This is a genomic window from Nonomuraea turcica, assembly GCF_030718205.1.
Classification (GTDB): domain Bacteria; phylum Actinomycetota; class Actinomycetes; order Streptosporangiales; family Streptosporangiaceae; genus Nonomuraea.
The window spans coordinates 14032-30668 of the sequence record NZ_JAUZQF010000026.1 but is presented as its reverse complement, the minus strand read 5'-3'; the positions used below and the strand labels follow the sequence as shown (position 1 = coordinate 30668).

At 69.6% G+C, this 16637-nt stretch carries 14 protein-coding genes; 5 read left to right on the top strand and 9 right to left on the bottom strand.

Annotation, left to right across the window (positions count from 1 at the left end; translation table 11 throughout):
• The first annotated feature begins 1 nt into the window (after window position 1).
• Window positions 2-751 (top strand): methylenetetrahydrofolate reductase, encoded by a 750-nt coding sequence (locus Q9G87_RS47070; protein ID WP_305923180.1) that lies wholly within the window; start codon window positions 2-4, stop codon window positions 749-751.
• A 266-nt stretch (window positions 752-1017) separates the two neighbouring features.
• Here the strand turns inward: Q9G87_RS47070 and Q9G87_RS47065 are convergent, their stop codons facing one another.
• From Q9G87_RS47065 to Q9G87_RS47055, 3 genes are read right to left on the bottom strand one after another with little or no spacing between them, the layout of a single operon-like run.
• A complete protein-coding gene (locus tag Q9G87_RS47065; protein WP_305923179.1) occupies window positions 1018-2460 on the bottom strand; it encodes an MFS transporter in 1443 nt (480 codons plus the stop codon).
• Window positions 2461-2496: 36 nt separating this feature from the next.
• Window positions 2497-3159, bottom strand: coding sequence for a Crp/Fnr family transcriptional regulator (locus Q9G87_RS47060; RefSeq protein ID WP_305923178.1), 663 nt, complete (start codon window positions 3157-3159; stop codon window positions 2497-2499).
• 33 nt (window positions 3160-3192) lie between these two features.
• Window positions 3193-5217 carry an adenylate/guanylate cyclase domain-containing protein gene (locus tag Q9G87_RS47055; protein WP_305923177.1) on the bottom strand — a complete coding sequence of 675 codons (2025 nt, stop codon included), beginning with the start codon at window positions 5215-5217 and terminating at the stop codon, window positions 3193-3195.
• A gap of 163 nt (window positions 5218-5380) precedes the next feature.
• On the opposite strand from Q9G87_RS47055, the gene Q9G87_RS47050 reads away from it, so the two are divergent.
• A complete protein-coding gene (locus Q9G87_RS47050) occupies window positions 5381-6244 on the top strand; it encodes a collagen-like domain-containing protein (protein WP_305923176.1) in 864 nt (287 codons plus the stop codon).
• A 50-nt stretch (window positions 6245-6294) separates the two neighbouring features.
• Here the strand turns inward: Q9G87_RS47050 and purL are convergent, their stop codons facing one another.
• The 4 genes from purL to purS form a co-directional block, all read right to left on the bottom strand.
• Window positions 6295-8547, bottom strand: coding sequence for a phosphoribosylformylglycinamidine synthase subunit PurL (gene purL / locus Q9G87_RS47045; protein ID WP_305923175.1), 2253 nt, complete (start codon window positions 8545-8547; stop codon window positions 6295-6297).
• Window positions 8544-9224, bottom strand: a complete 681-nt coding sequence (gene purQ, locus Q9G87_RS47040; RefSeq protein ID WP_305923174.1) for a phosphoribosylformylglycinamidine synthase subunit PurQ — start codon at window positions 9222-9224, stop codon at window positions 8544-8546. Before purQ ends, purL begins: the two co-directional genes overlap by 4 nt.
• A gap of 132 nt (window positions 9225-9356) precedes the next feature.
• Complete coding sequence (locus tag Q9G87_RS47035) at window positions 9357-9743, bottom strand: ATP-binding protein (protein WP_305923309.1); 387 nt, start codon at window positions 9741-9743, stop codon at window positions 9357-9359.
• Window positions 9744-9964: 221 nt separating this feature from the next.
• Window positions 9965-10210: a phosphoribosylformylglycinamidine synthase subunit PurS gene (purS, locus tag Q9G87_RS47030; RefSeq protein WP_305923173.1), complete on the bottom strand. Its 246-nt coding sequence runs from the start codon at window positions 10208-10210 to the stop codon at window positions 9965-9967.
• 615 nt (window positions 10211-10825) lie between these two features.
• Between purS and pdhA the strand changes: the two genes are divergently transcribed.
• Genes pdhA through Q9G87_RS47015 form a run of 3 tightly spaced genes read left to right on the top strand, consistent with a single transcriptional unit; the run spans window position 10826 to window position 14513 of the window.
• A complete protein-coding gene (gene pdhA / locus Q9G87_RS47025; protein ID WP_305923172.1) occupies window positions 10826-11917 on the top strand; it encodes a pyruvate dehydrogenase (acetyl-transferring) E1 component subunit alpha in 1092 nt (363 codons plus the stop codon).
• Complete coding sequence (locus Q9G87_RS47020; protein WP_305923171.1) at window positions 11914-12894, top strand: alpha-ketoacid dehydrogenase subunit beta; 981 nt, start codon at window positions 11914-11916, stop codon at window positions 12892-12894. Before pdhA ends, Q9G87_RS47020 begins: the two co-directional genes overlap by 4 nt.
• Before the next feature lie 14 nt (window positions 12895-12908).
• Window positions 12909-14513: a dihydrolipoamide acetyltransferase family protein gene (locus tag Q9G87_RS47015; RefSeq protein ID WP_305923170.1), complete on the top strand. Its 1605-nt coding sequence runs from the start codon at window positions 12909-12911 to the stop codon at window positions 14511-14513.
• Window positions 14514-14554: 41 nt separating this feature from the next.
• Here Q9G87_RS47015 and Q9G87_RS47010 read toward each other — a convergent pair whose 3' ends face one another.
• Together Q9G87_RS47010 and Q9G87_RS47005 are read right to left on the bottom strand one after the other, a co-directional pair.
• Window positions 14555-15730, bottom strand: a complete 1176-nt coding sequence (locus Q9G87_RS47010; protein ID WP_305923169.1) for an adenylosuccinate synthetase — start codon at window positions 15728-15730, stop codon at window positions 14555-14557.
• Window positions 15727-16629: a hypothetical protein gene (locus tag Q9G87_RS47005; RefSeq protein WP_305923168.1), complete on the bottom strand. Its 903-nt coding sequence runs from the start codon at window positions 16627-16629 to the stop codon at window positions 15727-15729. Before Q9G87_RS47005 ends, Q9G87_RS47010 begins: the two co-directional genes overlap by 4 nt.
• Window positions 16630-16637 lie beyond the last annotated feature (8 nt).

Here is a 16637-nt window from a genome sequence, read left to right as displayed (position 1 = left end):
TGTGACCTTCGAGCTGATCTGCGAGATCGAACCGCCGACCAAGCCGGATCTGAAGCACGTCAGGCACCAGATCGGCACGCTCGGCAAGATCGCCCACTCGTTCCTCATCCCGGACAACCACATCGGCCGCGCGACCGTGTCAAGCGTGGCCGTGGCCCACGAGGTGGAGGCGATGGGGGGACGCGGCATCGCCTGCCTCAACTCCCGCGACCGCAACCTGCTCGGCTTCCGCCGCGACCTGCTGACGGCGGCGGCGTACGGGGTGGATCAGTTTCTCTTCGTCTACGGTGACAAGCCGACGAGCGGCAACCGGACCAGCGACCTGACGGTCCGCTCCATGATCGAGGAAGCCAGGGACTTCTCGCCGGGGTTCCGGCTCGGGGCGGCCGCCGCGCTGCGCCCGATCCCGGCATGGAAGCGTACGGCCGACTTCTTGTTCTCCCAGGTCAGCTTCTCGCTGGAGGCGCAGTTGCGCTGGCGCGAAGCCCAGCCGGTGGACGTGCCGGTCTACGCCGGCGTCATGGTCCTGGCCAGTGAACGCCATGCCCACACCCTCGCCGCCGCGATCCCGGACATCGCCATCCCCGACGACCTGGTCGCACGCGTGGCCGCGGATCGCATGGCGGGTGTGGAGGCCGCCTGCGAGCAGGTGCTCGCCCTGCGCGACTCCGGCGCCTTCGCCGGCGTCCACCTCGTCCCGGTCGCCCGCTACCGCGACGTGGAGTCCAGGCTGGCCGCCGCCCTCAAATAAGGCCGAACTTCAGCATTCCGCTACGCCCATGAAGCGCTGGATGGCGAGCATCTCGGCCTGATCGTCAGGATCATTCCGCAACCGATCCGCATCCGCGGCCGCCTGCTCTAGCAGCATCTCCTTGTACGTGCGAATGATGGCGTAGCGAACGGCCTCGGACCGGCTTCGCGTCCCTCCCGCCAGTGCGCGCAGAGCCGTGTCCGTGGCCTCATCGGTGCGTACATTGAGAGTGCCCACACAAAATGTGTGACACGTTCTGTAACACGCTAGGGGTGGCGAGGCCGGGCCAGGGCGGCCATCAGCGCGCCTGCCAGGGCGACCGTGAACAACACCGCGTACGCGTGCTGAAACCCCTCCATCAGCTGCCCCACCGCCACCGGCGACAGCTCCGACAGCGTGCCCGCGTACACCTGAGCCCGCAGGTCAGGCCCCACGCTGCTGGTCAGGACGCTGAGTGACAGGCCCACGCTGAGCACGATCCCGATGTTCATGACCATGACGCGGAAGCCGTTCACCACACCGAGGCTGTCCTGCGGCAGCGCCCTCATCACCTGAGTCGTGTTGCCGGTGAGGAACGTCCCGCTGCCGCACCCGGCCACGAACAAACCGATCCCGATCACCCAGTACGGCGTGCGCGGGTCCGCCGTGAGCATCAGCGTGCCGAGCCCGGCGGCGCTCAGCACCGCCCCTCCGATGGACAGCGCGTACGGCGACACCTTCCTGCCCAGCATCCCCACGATGGGCGAGGTCAGCCCGATGCCCACGGGCACCGGCAACACGCTCAGCCCCGCCTCGAAGGCGTCCAGCCCTCTCGCCGCCTGGAAGTACAGCGCCACCACCAGGATCAGCGCCGAGCGGGCCAGCGCGTTGCAGAACGAGGCCAGGTTCGCGTACGCCAGCAGCCGCCCCCCGAACAACCGCAGATCCAGCACCGGATTGGTGGATCGCCGCTCGGCCAGCACGATCAGCGGCAGCAGCAGCGCGAACACCGCCGCCCCGGTCAGCACCACAGGGCTGCCCACCCCGCCCGAGCCCGCCTCCGACAGCGCCAGCAGCAGCGCCGACAGCGCCGCGAACACCAGCACGTTGCCCAGCGCGTCCACCGGCTGCCGCGGCCGCCTGGGCATCTTGCGTAAGATCGCCGCGCCCCAGCCGAGCGCGAGCAGCCCGGCCGGCACGTTCACCCAGAAGATCCACTGCCAGCCCGCGGTCTCCGCGATCAGCCCGCCGAGCGTGGGCCCGGCCAGCTGCGCCACCGACAACGTGCCGATGTAGACGCCCATCCCCTGGCTGAGCCGCTCCGGCGGGAAGGCGTCGGTGATGATCACGGTGCCGTTCGCGAGGATCATCGCCGCGCCGACCGCCTGCAGCACCCGCATCGCGACCAGGAACCAGACGTCCGGCGACAGGCCGGCCAGCAGCGAGGCCACGGTGAACAGCGCGAACCCACCCAGATACACCTCGCGCCGGCCCAGCAGATCGGCCACCCGGCCGAAGAACACCAGGCTGGCCGTGTTGACCAGCAGGAACGCCAGCAGGATCCACCCCGACTCCAGCGCGCTGGCGTGGAAGTGCCGCACCACCGTGGGCAACGCGACGTTGAGCGTGCTGCCGGCGATGCCGATGAGGATCAGCCCCAGGCTGGTGACCGAGCACACCCGCCAGGCGTAACGAAGGCGGCTGTCTTCTTCGGGGGTGACGGCGACCATGGCCTCCACTATGACGTACGACGTACGTCCGCCGGGTTACCGGGCGCGCTTGCGTAGCCCGTCGAGGTCGTGGATCACCACGCGCCGCCGGCCGGTCTCGATCAGGCCGCGGTCGCGCAGGGTACGCAGCGCCTTGCTGACGGCCTCCCGTGACGCGCCCGTCCATCCCGCCAGCTCGTCCTGCGACAGCGGCAGCGCGACGCGTACACCGCTGTTGGTCTTCTCGCCGTAGCGTTCGGCGAGCTCGATCAGCCGGGTGGCCACGCGCCCCGTGGTGTCGAACGCGCCGTATTCGATGCGCTTGCGGTCCGAGTCCCGCAGCCGCCCGGTGACGAGCTGCATGAGCAGCACCGCGATCCGCCCGTGAGCCTCCAGGAACGCCGGGAAGTCGCGCACCACGATGCCGGTGATCGGCTCCAGCGCGGTCACCGTGGCCGAGCGCGGGGAGCCGTCGATGGCGGACATGTCGCCGAGCAGTCCGCCGGGGCCGCGTACGGCGAGGACGACCTCGGTCCCGCTGCTCGTGTGCGAGGAGACCTTCACCCGGCCTTCGAGCAGCACGAGCACCCAGTCGGACGTGTCGCCCTCGCTCATCACCGCCGTGCCGCGGTCCCAGCGCCGGATGCGACCGGCCGCGCGGAAGGCTTGTGCTTCCTCGTCGGTCAGCATGGACAGGAACTCACCGGGCTCTGGATTCATGCGCCCGATTATGTCGATATGTGGTCCGCTGTTCTATGGCAATTCTGTGAGAACGTAGGCGGCCACGAGCTCCTCCTTGCCCTTGAGGCTGAGCCGCCCCAGCGGGTTCACCTTCGCGCCGCGACCCAGTTGCTTGAGCGTCGTGTCTCCGATGACCACGGTGCCCGGCTCGGCGATGCCCTCGAGCCTGGCGGCCACGTTCACGCAGTCACCCATCGCGTTGAAGCCGCGCAGCTCGGGGCTGCCGATGTTGCCGACCAGGGCCGGCCCCGTGTTGACGCCGATCCGGAACGTCGGCCACGGGACGTCGTCCGCGCGCTTCCACGCCATCTCCTCGGCCACCTCGGCCGCGGCCCGCTGCATCTCCAGCGCGGCCTTGCAGGCGGCCCTGGCGTGCCCGGGCTGCGTGGCGGGGGCGTTGAACAACGCCAGCATCGCGTCGCCGACGAACTGCACGACCGTGCCACCGTTGTTGAGGATGCAGGGGACGGCGGCCGTGTGGTAGCGGTTGAGCATCTCGACGATCTCGCCGGGCGTGACCTGCTCCGAGAACGTCGTGAAGCCCTTGAGGTCGGCGAAGAGCGCGGTCAGCTCCTTCAGCTCGCCGCCGAGCGCCGCCTGCCCGGGGTCGGCGAGCAGGGCGTGCGCCACGTCGGGCGACATGTACTGGTGGAACAGCGTGTGCAGCTCCCCGTAGAGCCGGGCGTTCTCCAGGGAGATCGACAACTGTCCGGCCAGCGTGGCGGCCAGCGCCTCGTCCTGGCGCGTCCGGCCGACGGGCACCTCGAGCACGCCCGCCAGCTTGCCCTTGACGGTCAGGGGGAAGGCCATCAGGTGGTCGCGCCTGATCGGGTCACTGCCGGCGAACCGGTAGGCACGGGACCCGATCTCCGTCTTGCCGTCCGCGACGAGGGCGATCTTGACGTCGCCGTACGCCTGCCGCACCCGCTCCAGCGACGTGGCCAGCAGCTCCTGCTCGCCCAGGCCGACCTTGGTCTGGGCGCTCACGTCCACCAGCGCGGCCAGGCGCTCGGACAGCTCGCGCTCGTTAGCCAGCGCCTCGCCGGCCCGGTCGAGCACCGCGGCCTGGCCCTCGTTGAGCCGGAACTTGCCTGACAGCCGGGTCGCGGCCAGCGTCTCGCCCCTGCGTACGTGCTCGACCAGCTCCTCAAGCGCCCGGTCGTAGTCCTGCTGGATACGCCGCACGGTCGCCGCCAGCGTCACCGAGTCGAACAGGCCCGCGCTCGACCCCTCCCGCCTGAACTGCAGGTAGGCGCTGTAGGCCACGAAGACGAAGGCCATGGTCAGCAGCAGGTGCCACTCCCACCAGGACAGCCTCCAGTTGAGCTGCGACATCCCGGCGATCACGGCCTCGGCCAGCAGCGCGTACGCCGTGATCAAACTGATCAGCATGGCCGACGGGCGGCGCCGGTGAATGAGGAACATCATCACGCTCGCCGCGCCGTACAGGAGCACACCGGGAACGGACGCCCAGGCGAACCAGGGAAGCGGCTCCTTGGGGGGCGCCTCACTGAGCGGCGTCAGTCCGGGGATGAGCGACGCGAGCCCCCAGACGATCATGAAGCCGAAGAGCACCGCGCGGATGAAGTGCTGGGACCCCAGCACCCGCTTGGCCTGCTGCTCGCCCAGCGGCAGAGCCGAGGCGAAGGCGAACGCGGCCGCGATCGAGAGCCCGACCTGCTGACCCAGGTCGAACCCGAGCGAGCCGGTCGGCAGGATGATCTGCGGCGTGGCCAGGCCGTGCATGAAGAAGAACCCGGCGCTGCTCAGGAAGACCATGGACACCAGGAACAGCCGGGCGTCCTGGCGCCGTCGGGACGCCTCGCTGATCATCACGCCGAGCACCACGTTGATCCCGGCCACCGTGATGATCATCCAGAAGTGGCTGGGATTGTGGTGCCACTCGATGTTGATCGTCGGCTGGGCCAGCAGCAGCCAGAGGCCCAGCAGCGGCATGGCCAGGTGTATCCCCCAGACCACGCCACGGACTGGTTGTGTGGCCGGAGGCAGGTAAGCGGAGGGATCGGCGGTTGACACAGACCGATTATGCATCCGAGATCGCCATTGCCAACGCGTCGTTTTACTCACCCGGGTTCGAGACAATCGGTCAAACCATCAGTAACGGAACGCATCGTGACAGATACGTTATGTAGTCCTTGTCACCCCTTGGAACGGTTGAAACGTGAACCTCATGAACAACATGAGCAACACTCGTTCCGTGGAAGGAAAGACCGTGGCCATCAAGGTCCGTGGTGGGCGTACGCTCACCCTCGCCACTGTCGGCGCGCTCGCCGCCTCGCTCCTCGCCGTCGGTGGCGTCGCCACCGCATCGTCGGCGGCCGGTGAAGTGCACGCGTGCGTGCACAAGAAGTCCCGCTACGCCCGGATCGTGAACCCGGCGACGAAGTGCAGGAAGACGGAGGAGCGGGTCCTGATCGGCGGAGGCAGCCAGGGCACCACGACCATCCAGCAGGGGGAGCGCGGCCCCGAGGGCCCGCAGGGCCCCAAGGGCGAGACCGGCCCGGTCGGCCCCGTCGGCCCTCAGGGCAAGCAGGGCCTCCAGGGCCCGAAGGGCGACACGGGTCCGGCGGGGCCGCAGGGTCCGAAGGGTGAGGACGGCACAGACGGCAAGGACGGGAAAGACGGCCTCGCCGGGCCCAAGGGCGAGAAGGGCGACACCGGTCCTGAGGGCCCCAAGGGCGACACCGGCCCCAAGGGCCCGCAGGGCCCGAAGGGCGAACCCGGCAGCGGCGCCACCTACACGACCTACACCAAGACCGCATCCCTGAGCTCGCTCGGCTCCGCGACGGCGTCCTGCCACTTCGGCGGAGTGGCGACCGGCGGCGGCTTCTCCTTCGCCGTGCTCAAGAACGCCGTCGTCATGGGCAGCGCGCCGAGCGGCAACGGCGCGGGCTGGACGGTCAGCGTGGCCAAGGACGACAACGGCAGCGGCAACAACTCCAGCACGCAGGACGCCGACCAGAAGACCTCCGGCGTGAGCGGCGGCAACCATGGCACTTCCGTCAGCGGCACCGTCTACGTGGTCTGCATGAAGAAGCAGTAACGCGAAGGGGCCGGCGCGGGAACCCCGCACCGGCCCATTCCGGGAAACCGTCAGCCGAACAATGCGGGAAGCGCCGCGGAGTGCGTTTCCCGCAGCTCCTCCACCGCCACCTCGAACTCACCCTCGACCACGAGCGCCGAGCCCCCGGTGTGCCCCAGCCCGTAACACGGCACATCGTGCCGCCCGCACAGCGACGCGAACTCGTCATAGGCCTCCGGCCGCACTACGACCAGCGCCCGCCCCGCCGACTCGCTGAACAGGCAGGTGAAGGCGTCGCCGGGCAGCGCCACGGTCGCCCCGACGCCGCGCGCCAGGCACGACTCGGCCAGCGCCACGGCCAGCCCGCCGTCCGACAGGTCGTGCGAGCCTTCGAGCAGCCCCCGCTTGGCGGCCTCCACCAGCACGGTGGCGAGCGCCTGTTCGGCGGCCAGGTTGGCCACAGGCGGCAGCCCGCCGAGGTGGCGGTGCGCGACGTGCGCCCACTCCGAGCCGCCGAACTCCTCGCGCGTGTCCCCGAGCAGCACGACCCGCAGCCCGTCCGCGACGAACCCGGACGGCACCCGCTTGGCCACGTCCTCGATGACCCCGAGCACGCCCACGACCGGCGTCGGGTTGATGGCCGTCGCACCCGTCTGGTTGTAGAAGGACACGTTGCCGCCGGTGACCGGCACGCCCAGCGTCCTGCACGCGTCCGCCAGGCCGCGCACGGCCTCGGCGAACTGCCACATGACCTCGGGGTCCTCGGGGGAGCCGAAGTTGAGGCAGTTGGTGACGGCCAGCGGCTTGGCGCCGGTCACGGCCACGTTCCGGTACGCCTCGGCCAGCGCGAGCTGCGCCCCCGCGTACGGGTCCAGCTTGGCGTAACGGCCGTTGCCGTCCGTCGACAGGGCGATGCCCCGCGTCGTCGGCTCCGCGCCCGCCATGACCTCGGAGATCCGCACCATGCCCGCGTCCGCCGGCTGGGCCAGCACGGTGTTGGAGCGGACATAACGGTCGTACTGGGAGGTCACCCACTCCTTGGAGGCCAGGTTGGGCGAGCCGAGCAGCTGGAGCAGCGTGGCCCGCAGGTCGTCAGGCCGCTCCAGCCGGTCGGGGGTGTCGGCGTTGAGCGCGGCCTGGCCGACCGGCTCATGGTAGGGGCGCTCGTAGACGGGCCCCTCGTCGGCGGCGGTGCCCGGCGGGATGTCCACGATGATCTCGCCGTCCCAGGTCATCACCAGACGGCCGGTGTCGGTGACCTCGCCGATGACGGTGGCCGGCACGTCCCACTTCTCGCAGATCGCCAGGAACGCCGGGATGTCGTCGGGCCGGACCACGGCCATCATGCGCTCCTGCGACTCGCTCATGAGGATCTCCTCGGGGCGGAGCGAGGGATCGCGGAGCGGGACCAGGTTGAGGTCGACCTGCATGCCGCCGGTGCCCTTGGCGGCCAGCTCGGTCGTGGCGCACGAGACGCCGGCCGCGCCGAGGTCCTGGATGCCGACGACCACGTCGGCCGCGTAGAGCTCCAGGCAACACTCGATGAGCAGCTTCTCCATGAAGGGGTCGCCCACCTGCACGGCGGGCCGCTTGGCCTGCGACTCGTCCTCGAACGTCGCCGACGCCAGGACCGAGGCCCCGCCGATGCCGTCGGGGCCGGTGGACGCGCCGAACAACACGACCTTGTTGCCGGGCCCGGGCGCGGTGGCCAGCTTGATCTGGTCCTTGCGCAGCAGGCCCACGCACAGGGCGTTGACCAGCGGGTTGCCGATGTAGCAAGGGTCGAAGACGACCTCGCCGCCGATGTTGGGCAGGCCCAGGCAGTTGCCGTAGTGGCTGATGCCCTCGACCACACCGGGCAGCACCCGGCGCGTGTCCACGGCGTCCGCGCCGCCGAAGCGCAGCGAGTCCATGACCGCGATCGGGCGCGCGCCCATCGACATGATGTCGCGGACGATGCCGCCGACGCCGGTGGCGGCGCCCTGGTGCGGCTCGACGTAGGAGGGGTGGTTGTGCGACTCGATCTTGAACGTGGCCGCCCAGCCGTCGCCGATGTCCACCACGCCGGCGTTCTCACCCATGCCCACGAGCAGCGCCTCGGACTTGGGCGCCTTGGTGGCGAACTGCTTGAGATGCACCTTCGACGACTTGTACGAGCAGTGCTCCGACCACATGACGCTGTAGATCGCCAGCTCGGAGCCGGTGGGACGGCGACCCAGGATCTCCTTGACCCGGTCGTACTCGTCCTGCTTCATCCCCAGCTCGGCGAAGGGCATCGGCTCGTCGGGCGTCTCAGCCGCCCGCTTCACATTGTCGGTGCTCATGCGTTCACCAGCTTCTTGAGGATGGAGGTGAAGAAGCCCTGGCCGTCCGTGCTCGGCGCGCCGACCAGCTCCTCCACCGCGTGCTCGGGGTGCGGCATGAGCCCGACGACGTTGCCCGCCTCGTTGCGGATGCCCGCGATGTCGTTGAGCGAGCCGTTGGGGTTGCCGATGTAACGCACGACCACCTGGTCATTTGCCTCCAGCGCGGCCAGCGTCTCGTCGGAGGCCACGTAACGGCCCTCGCCGTGCTTGATCGGCAGCACGATCTCCTGGCCGGGGGCGAACGAGTTGGTCCACGCGGTCGACGTCTGCTCGATCCTGAGCTTCTGGTCGCGGCACACGTAGTGGAGCGAGGCGTTACGGGTCAGCGCGCCGGGCAGCAGGTGCGCCTCGCACAGGATCTGGAACCCGTTGCACGTGCCGAGCACGGGCAGCCCCGCCTTGGCGGCCGGGATCAGCTCGGCCATGAGCGGCGCGAACCGCGAGATGGCGCCGCAGCGCAGGTAGTCGCCGTAGGAGAAGCCGCCGGGCAGGAACACGGCGTCCACTCCCTTCAGGTCGTGGTCGGCGTGCCACAGCGGAACCGCCTCGGCGCCCACGAGGCGCACGGCTCTGGCGGCGTCCTGGTCGTCGAGAGTTCCTGGAAACGTGACTACGCCCACACGGACAGCGCTCATGACAGTCGTCCCCTCCGAGGAATGCGCGCGCACGCGCCACCGTCTCTTCGGGGCGGACGGCGGCGGTCTACTCAGGTTATCGGGTGCTGCCGCGTGGTCCGCATCGGCTGGTGCGTCACGCGGACGCGCAGCTCAGACGGCTGCCAGCTGCCGCGGACGGGCGTCGGCCTCGTCGTCCCAGTCGAGCAGCTTCCGCAGGTGGACCGTGGTGCCACGGCCGGGCGTGATGCCGAAGGAGATCTCGTCGACCACGGAACGCATGATCAGCAGGCCGCGGCCGTTCTCGGTGTCAGGAGGGGGGAAGTGCGGCGGGATCGACGGCACCCCGTTGCCGTTGTCCGCCACCCGCACGTCGCACTGGCCGGAGCCGATCGACGCCGTCACCTCGTAGCGGTTGGCGGGTCCCCCGTGCCGCACCGCATTGGAGCACGCCTCGGACACGGCGAGCAGCATGTCGGCGATGCACGTCTCACTCACGTTGAGTGAACGCATGGCATCACCAAGCACTCGCCTGACCATCGGTATGCCGATCGCATCCCGAGGCAGTGCCAACGAGAACTCAATATCCACCGGACTCCTCCGGGCGCGAGAATGTCACCTGGAGTAGGTTTCCCTGTGAAATCGGGGCTAACCGCAAAATCACGCTGTTGTTATTTACTGTTGGCATGCCCGTGGCATTGTGGCACACCCGAACCCGGCTTTAAGCACCCAGGGGGAAACCGGGGCGGCATATCTTCCTTCTACCCCTCGACCCGCACGCTGTAGTCCTCGATCACCGTGTTGGCCAGCAGCGTCTCGGCCATCTTGCGCACCTCGGCGAGCGCCGCCTCGTCGGCCGGGCCCTCGAGCTCGACCTCGAAACGCTTGCCTTGCCGAACGGCCGAGACGCCGGAGAAGCCGAGCCTGGGCAGCGCTCGTGCGATCGCCTGGCCCTGCGGGTCGAGGATCTCGGGCTTCAGCATGACGTCCACGATGACGCGTGCCACTGCGTTCCTCCTGCATAACGGGTGGAGTTGGGAAAGCCAGCGTCTTCGGATCTCTGTGTTTTACATCACTAACGCGAACATCGGCGTAGCCTCGTCGCCTGCCGGCCGAGGCTGGGCAGCGATCCGGTGGAAGCCGATGCCGCGTCCGTCCGGCGAGCCGGGCGGACTGTGGTTGAGAACCGCGTTGTCGGGGCCTGACTTCGCATTCCTGGATGGAGTGCGGCTCTTGGGCCACCGCCCCGCCGGACGCTGTCCCGTTGGTGCGGACACCACTGGGGGCGGGGACCGGGCGTCAGTCGGACACCCAGACGTTACTGAATGTTACCGTGCGATTACCTTCGGTCGCAACCGATCGACCCAGAGAAATCAAACTACAGTTCTATGGGCAACCGCAGGTTCGCATAGCGAGCGCCAGCAACAGTCCCTACCCTACCGGTGGCGTGTGGTTGTGGGCGCAAGGGGAACGGCTAGGGCATGGGGCTTGCGCGCTGGGCTGTGATGTCTGCCACTATGGCCCCAAACAGGCACGAACCACCACCACATGGTTTGTGCTTCAGAAATGCCGGAAGGTGGCGACCCCATCGGCACCGGCCCCGAGATCATCAGGAGTGGCACGTGACAGTCGACGCCTCTCGTGGTGCTGAAGCACCTCCAGAGCTCGTCCAGCTGCTCACCCCCGAGGGAGAGCGGGTCGAGCATCCCGACTACGACATCGACCTGACCCCGGAGGACGTCCGGTCGCTCTACCGCGACCTGGTGCTCGTCCGCCGCATCGACCTGGAAGCCGTGGCGCTGCAGCGCCAAGGTGAGCTGGGCATCTGGGCCTCGCTGCTCGGCCAGGAGGCCGCCCAGATCGGCTCAGGGCGTGCGCTCACCGACGTGGACATGGCCTTCCCCACTTACCGCGAGCACGGCGTGGCGTGGTGCCGCGACGTGGACCCGGTGAAGTTGCTCGGCCTGTTCAGGGGCGTCAACCACGGCGGCTGGGACCCGCAGGAGCACAACTTCCACCTCTACACGATCGTGATCGGCAGCCAGACGCTGCACGCGGTCGGGTACGCGATGGGCATCCAGCGTGACGACGCCAACGCCGCCACGATCGTCTACTTCGGCGACGGCGCCACCTCGCAGGGCGATGTGAACGAGTCGTTCATCTGGGCGAGCGTGTTCAACGCGCCGATCGTGTTCTTCTGCCAGAACAACCAGTGGGCCATCTCCGAGCCGCTGGAGAAGCAGACCCGCATCCCGCTATACCGCCGCGCGTCCGGCTTCGGCTTCCCGGGGGTCCGGGTGGACGGCAACGACGTGTTCGCGTGCCTGGCGGTCACCCGCAAGGCGCTGGAGGCGGCACGTACCGGGCAGGGGCCGACGCTGATCGAGGCGTTCACGTACCGGATGGGCGCGCACACCACCACCGACGACCCCACGCGTTACCGCGTGGCCAGCGAGCTGGAGGCGTGGAAGCTCAAGGACCCGATCGAGCGGGTGAAGGCTTACCTGTTCAAGAACGAGCTGGCCGACCAGGCGTTCTTCGACTCGGTGGACGGCGAGGCCGACCAGCTGGGCGCCGACCTGCGCCGGCGCTGCCTGGCGATGCAGGACCCCCAGCCGCTCGACATCTTCGACCACGTCTACAGCGAGCCCCACGCCCTGATCGACCGGGAGCGCGCCCAGTTCGCCGCGTACTTGGAAGGTTTCGAGCGATGACCGTACTCAGCCTGTCCAAGGCGCTCAACGAGGGCATGCGCAAGGCCATGGAGGACGACCCCAAGGTTCTCATCATGGGCGAGGACGTCGGCAAGCTGGGCGGCGTCTTCCGGGTCACCGACGGCCTGCAGAAGGACTTCGGCGAGGACCGGGTCATCGACACGCCGCTGGCCGAGTCCGGCATCATCGGCACCGCGATCGGGCTGGCGCTGCGCGGTTACCGGCCGGTGTGCGAGATCCAGTTCGACGGCTTCGTCTTCCCGGCCGCCGACCAGATCATCACCCAGCTGGCCAAGATGCCGATGCGGTCGCTAGGAGCGATCAAGCTGCCGGTGGTCGTCCGCATCCCGTGCGGTGGCGGCATCGGCGCGGTCGAGCACCACAGCGAGTCCCCCGAGGCGTACTTCACCCACACCGCCGGGCTGCGTGTCGTCGCCTGCTCCAACCCGGCGGACGCGTACACCATGATCCAGCAGGCCATCCGCAGCGACGACCCGGTCCTGTTCTTCGAGCCGAAGCGTCGCTACTGGGAGAAGGCCGACATCGACACCACCTCCACCGACTGGTGGACGCCGCTGCACGCGGCCAAGGTGGTGCGGCAGGGCGCCGATGTGACGCTGCTGGCGTACGGGCCCATGGTCAAGACGTGCCTGGAGGCGGCCGCGGCCGCCGAGGAGGAGGGGCGCTCGCTGGAGGTCGTAGACCTGCGCTCGCTCAACCCGCTGGACGAGCCGGTGGTCATGGATTCCGTACGCCGGACCGGGCGGGTCGTGGTCGTCCACGAGGCGCCCGTGAACAGCGGGTTCGGGGCCGAGCTCGCGGCCAGGATCACCGAGCAGTGCTTCTACCACCTGGAGGCCCCCGTCCTGCGGGTCGGCGGCTTCTCCACCCCCTACCCCCCGTCGAAGCTGGAAGAACACTACCTGCCCGACCTGGACCGGGTGCTCGACGCCGTCGACCGCACCTTCGGGTACTGAGAGGGGGGTTGAGCATGCGACGCGAGTTCAAGCTCCCGGACGTCGGGGAGGGGCTGACCGAGGCCGAGATCGTCCGCTGGCACGTCAAGGCGGGCGATGACGTCAAGGTCAACCAGATCGTCGTGGAGATCGAGACGGCCAAGTCCATCGTCGAGCTGCCGATCCCGTGGGACGGCGTGGTGGCCGGCCTGCTGGCCGAGGAGGGCCAGACGGTCGACGTGGGCGTCCCGATCATCGCCGTCGACACCGTCGAGGAGGGTGGCGCCCCTCCACGTGTTACGGCGCCCAAGGGCACAGAGACCGCCGACCGGGGCGCCGCCGCTGACCGCGCTGCCGCCGACCGTGCCGGTGTCGCCGAGCCCAGCGGTGTTCCCGAGCCCAGCGGTGTTCCCGAGCCCAGCGGTGTCCGCGAGCCTGGCGGTGTCCGCGAGCCCAGCGGTGTCGCCGGGGCCAGCGGTGCCGCTGGCCGGGCCCAGGCGCTGGCCGACGACATGGTGCCGAAGCCCCCGGCGGAAGGCGCCGTGGAGCCCGGCGCCCACGGCAGCCCGGCCCCCAAGGAGGAGCGCCAGTCCGTCCTGGTCGGCTACGGCGTCAAAACGGGCGCGACGAAACGCCGCCCCCGCAAACGCCCTCCGACCGGCACCGCGCCGGCGGGACCTGCAGCGCTGGCGGGACCGGCGGCGCTGCAGGGACTGGCAGAGCCAGAGGGACCAGCAGCGCCGGAGGGACCGGGGGCGCCGGGAGCGTCCGGCCGGGTAGCGGTCCTGGCCAAGCCACCAGTCCGCAAGCTGGCCAAGGACCTGGGCGTGGACCTCACTACGATCACCGGCACGGGCCCGCAGGGCTCGATCACCCGTGAGGACGTGCACACGGCGGCAGAGGCGCCGGAAGCGGCAGCCATACCCGAAGGCCCGCTGCCGCGGGAGGAGCGCATCCCCATCAAGGGCGTGCGCAAGATGACCGCCCAGGCCATGGTCACCAGCGCCTACACCGCCCCGCACGTCACCGAGTTCCTCCAGATCGACGTGACGAGGACCATGGAGGCCGTCCACCGCCTGCGGGCCCTCCCCGACTTCGCCGACGTCAAGGTCTCCCCGCTGCTCCTGGTGGCCAAGGCGGTGCTGACGGCGGCCGGACGGCACCCCATGATCAACTCTTCGTGGGACGAGGAGGCCCAGGAGATCGTCATCAAGCACTACGTGAACCTGGGGATCGCCGCCGCCACTCCCAGGGGCCTGGTGGTGCCCAACATCAAGAATGCCCACACCTTGTCGCTCCCCGGCCTGGCCAAGCACCTGGTCCAGCTGACGGAGACGGCCAGGGCAGGCCGTACCCAGCCCGCCGAGATGGCCGGCGGGACGATCACGATCACCAACGTGGGCGTGTTCGGCGTGGACACCGGCACCCCCATCCTGAACCCGGGCGAGGCCGCGATCCTGGCCTTCGGCCAGATCAGGGACATGCCGTGGGTGGTGGACGGCGAGCTGGCGGTCCGCAAGGTGACGACGTTGTCGCTCTCCTTCGACCACCGGATCGTGGACGGCGAGCTGGGCTCGCTGTTCCTACGCGACGTGGGCGCGATGCTCGAGGACCCGCTCGCCATCCTCGCCTGGAGCTGAGCGGGAGACGATGATCGCCGGGAGGACCCCTCTCCCGGCGATCACCGCGGGCCCGGCACGAGAGCACGTTTGCTCTCCGCGGTTGGCCCGTGCGATGCGATCCACACGGGCGCTCCCATGACGTCTGAGACAGCGGAGACCCAGTCTGATACACCGTCTTCGAAAATCGGGCGCGCCCGCATCATCCGCGCGGTCCGCTCCTCGTCCCGCGCGAAAGAGACCGGGGGATCGTAGGCGACGCACATCCGTGAGACCGGCACGTCGAGGTGGGTGAGCGCCAGGAGGTCCACCCCGCCGGCCGCCTCGGCGGCGTACCGGTGCGCGACCGCGTCGAAGTGCCCCGACCGGAACGGCCCCTGCCACGGCCCGGTCACGTTGTGCGGCTCGGGTGGATCCAGCGCTGGATCCTCGGTCACCAGCGGCCCGGGCCCGTGCCTGGTCGTGTATGTCCGCAGCACCCCGAGTCGCACCGCTCCCACCCCGCCGAGCAGCTCTTCCGCGTTGTCGAACGTGGTCGTGCTCCACGTCGTGTACGGGTCGAACCCCCAGTTCTCATCCAGCAGCACCCCCTGAGCCCCTTCGAAGACGACCGGTCCCGACGCGAACAGCCGTCCCGCGAAGGACGAGTCCACGAGCCGCACCCGCTCCTGGAAGGCCTGGTAGGCGGCCACGCAGTCCTCCACAGGCGGCCCCTGCACGCCGAGCGCCTCCCGCAGGACCAGCAGCTTGCGCTCCAGCACCCTGGGCGGATCCCCGGCACGCGGCGCCTGTGGGCCCTGCTGCAGCCAGAACGCCATCACCTCCCCGACACCCATCCCGCACGACCCGTGCCGCTCCTGCCCGCGCGCCAGCTCCCGCCGCCGTCCGGCTTCGACGTGGTACGGCGTCGCGAGCAACGCGTCCCGATCCACCGTGATCAACGAGAACGGATCCGGCACCCCCAGCAGCTCCAGATGCGCCGCCTCCGCCGCCAACGCCAGCGGATCGACCACCACGAACCTCGACAGATGCGTCGGCACCCCGCGTAACGTCCCCGCCCCGAACTGCGCGAACGTGTGGTGCCGCCCGTCGGGCAGCACCACATTGTGCCCGGCCTGGGCACCGCCGTTGAAGCGCACCACCGCCCGCACGTCCCGCGTGGCGCACAGCCAGTCCACGACGGTGCCCTTGCCCGCGTCGCCGTACCCGAGGTCGACGACGATGACGTGCTCACTCATCCGCGCTGCCGCGGTTCCCGGCCGAGCGCCCGCGACACCGACCCGCCCGCGCCCGAACCCAGCTCGGACAGGTGATTCAGCCCTTCGTCCAGATCGATGGCGTCCTCGCCGAGCCCGATGGTGAGCGCGATGGTCTCGCACACGGCGCCGAGGTCGTCGAGCTCCAGCACGTTCTGGCCGAGCAGGTGCCGCCAGATGCCGAGGACGTCGCGGTCGCCGGCGTGGCTGGCCCCGCGTGGCACGACGAAGTACGTGTCGTACTTTGTCAGGAGCTCGTCGGCGATCTGCTCGACAGGCATGCGCCCCGGCACGCGGTCCCCGATGACGTCCCTGGCCGCCCGCGCGGACAGCCGCAGATAGGGCATCTCGTCGCCGATGATGAACAGGTAGCCGCGCTTGCCGCGCTTCTCCAAGCAGTCGATCGAGGTGTGCCTGGCCATGAAGTACATGGCCAGCTCGTACGATTCCCGCTTCTGCCCGCCGCCCCCGCCCTCCAGCAGGATCATCCCGAGCTGGTCGTCCATCCGGTTGTCGGACTCGAACTGCCCGATCTGCAGCGGCGCCCGGTCGCAGGTGGCGTCGCCGATCGCGCCGAACATGATCTGCGGGTCGGTGGCGTACCGCTTGCGCCGCAGCAACCCGAGCAGGTCGGGCAGCTTGCTCTGCAGGATGCGGGGCACCCGCCCCATGGATCCCGTGACGTCGAACAGGACCGCGACGGCCAAGGAGTCAGGGTGCTCAGCGGAGTCGCGGCTCTCGCGGGTGACGCCGTACGGGTCGAGGTCGGGATGGGTGGTCATGGCGCCCTCGTCGCTGTAGGCGAAGGCGCTGCGGCCGCAGGCCGCGCGGTAACGGGCGGCCGAGGTGTAGACGTCCGCGGACCAGATTCCGCTGCCCATGGTCTATC

Coding starts and splice junctions, on each gene's coding strand:
- purQ (WP_305923174.1), bottom strand. CDS start 9,224: ATGAGCGCTGTCCGTGTGGGCGTAGTCACGTTTCCAGGAACTCTCGAC.
- purL (WP_305923175.1), bottom strand. CDS start 8,547: ATGAGCACCGACAATGTGAAGCGGGCGGCTGAGACGCCCGACGAGCCG.
- Q9G87_RS47035 (WP_305923309.1), bottom strand. CDS start 9,743: ATGGTCAGGCGAGTGCTTGGTGATGCCATGCGTTCACTCAACGTGAGT.
- Q9G87_RS47020 (WP_305923171.1), top strand. CDS start 11,914: ATGACCGTACTCAGCCTGTCCAAGGCGCTCAACGAGGGCATGCGCAAG.
- Q9G87_RS47060 (WP_305923178.1), bottom strand. CDS start 3,159: ATGAATCCAGAGCCCGGTGAGTTCCTGTCCATGCTGACCGACGAGGAA.
- Q9G87_RS47065 (WP_305923179.1), bottom strand. CDS start 2,460: ATGGTCGCCGTCACCCCCGAAGAAGACAGCCGCCTTCGTTACGCCTGG.
- Q9G87_RS47050 (WP_305923176.1), top strand. CDS start 5,381: ATGAGCAACACTCGTTCCGTGGAAGGAAAGACCGTGGCCATCAAGGTC.
- Q9G87_RS47015 (WP_305923170.1), top strand. CDS start 12,909: ATGCGACGCGAGTTCAAGCTCCCGGACGTCGGGGAGGGGCTGACCGAG.
- Q9G87_RS47010 (WP_305923169.1), bottom strand. CDS start 15,730: ATGAGTGAGCACGTCATCGTCGTCGACCTCGGGTACGGCGACGCGGGC.
- Q9G87_RS47005 (WP_305923168.1), bottom strand. CDS start 16,629: ATGGGCAGCGGAATCTGGTCCGCGGACGTCTACACCTCGGCCGCCCGT.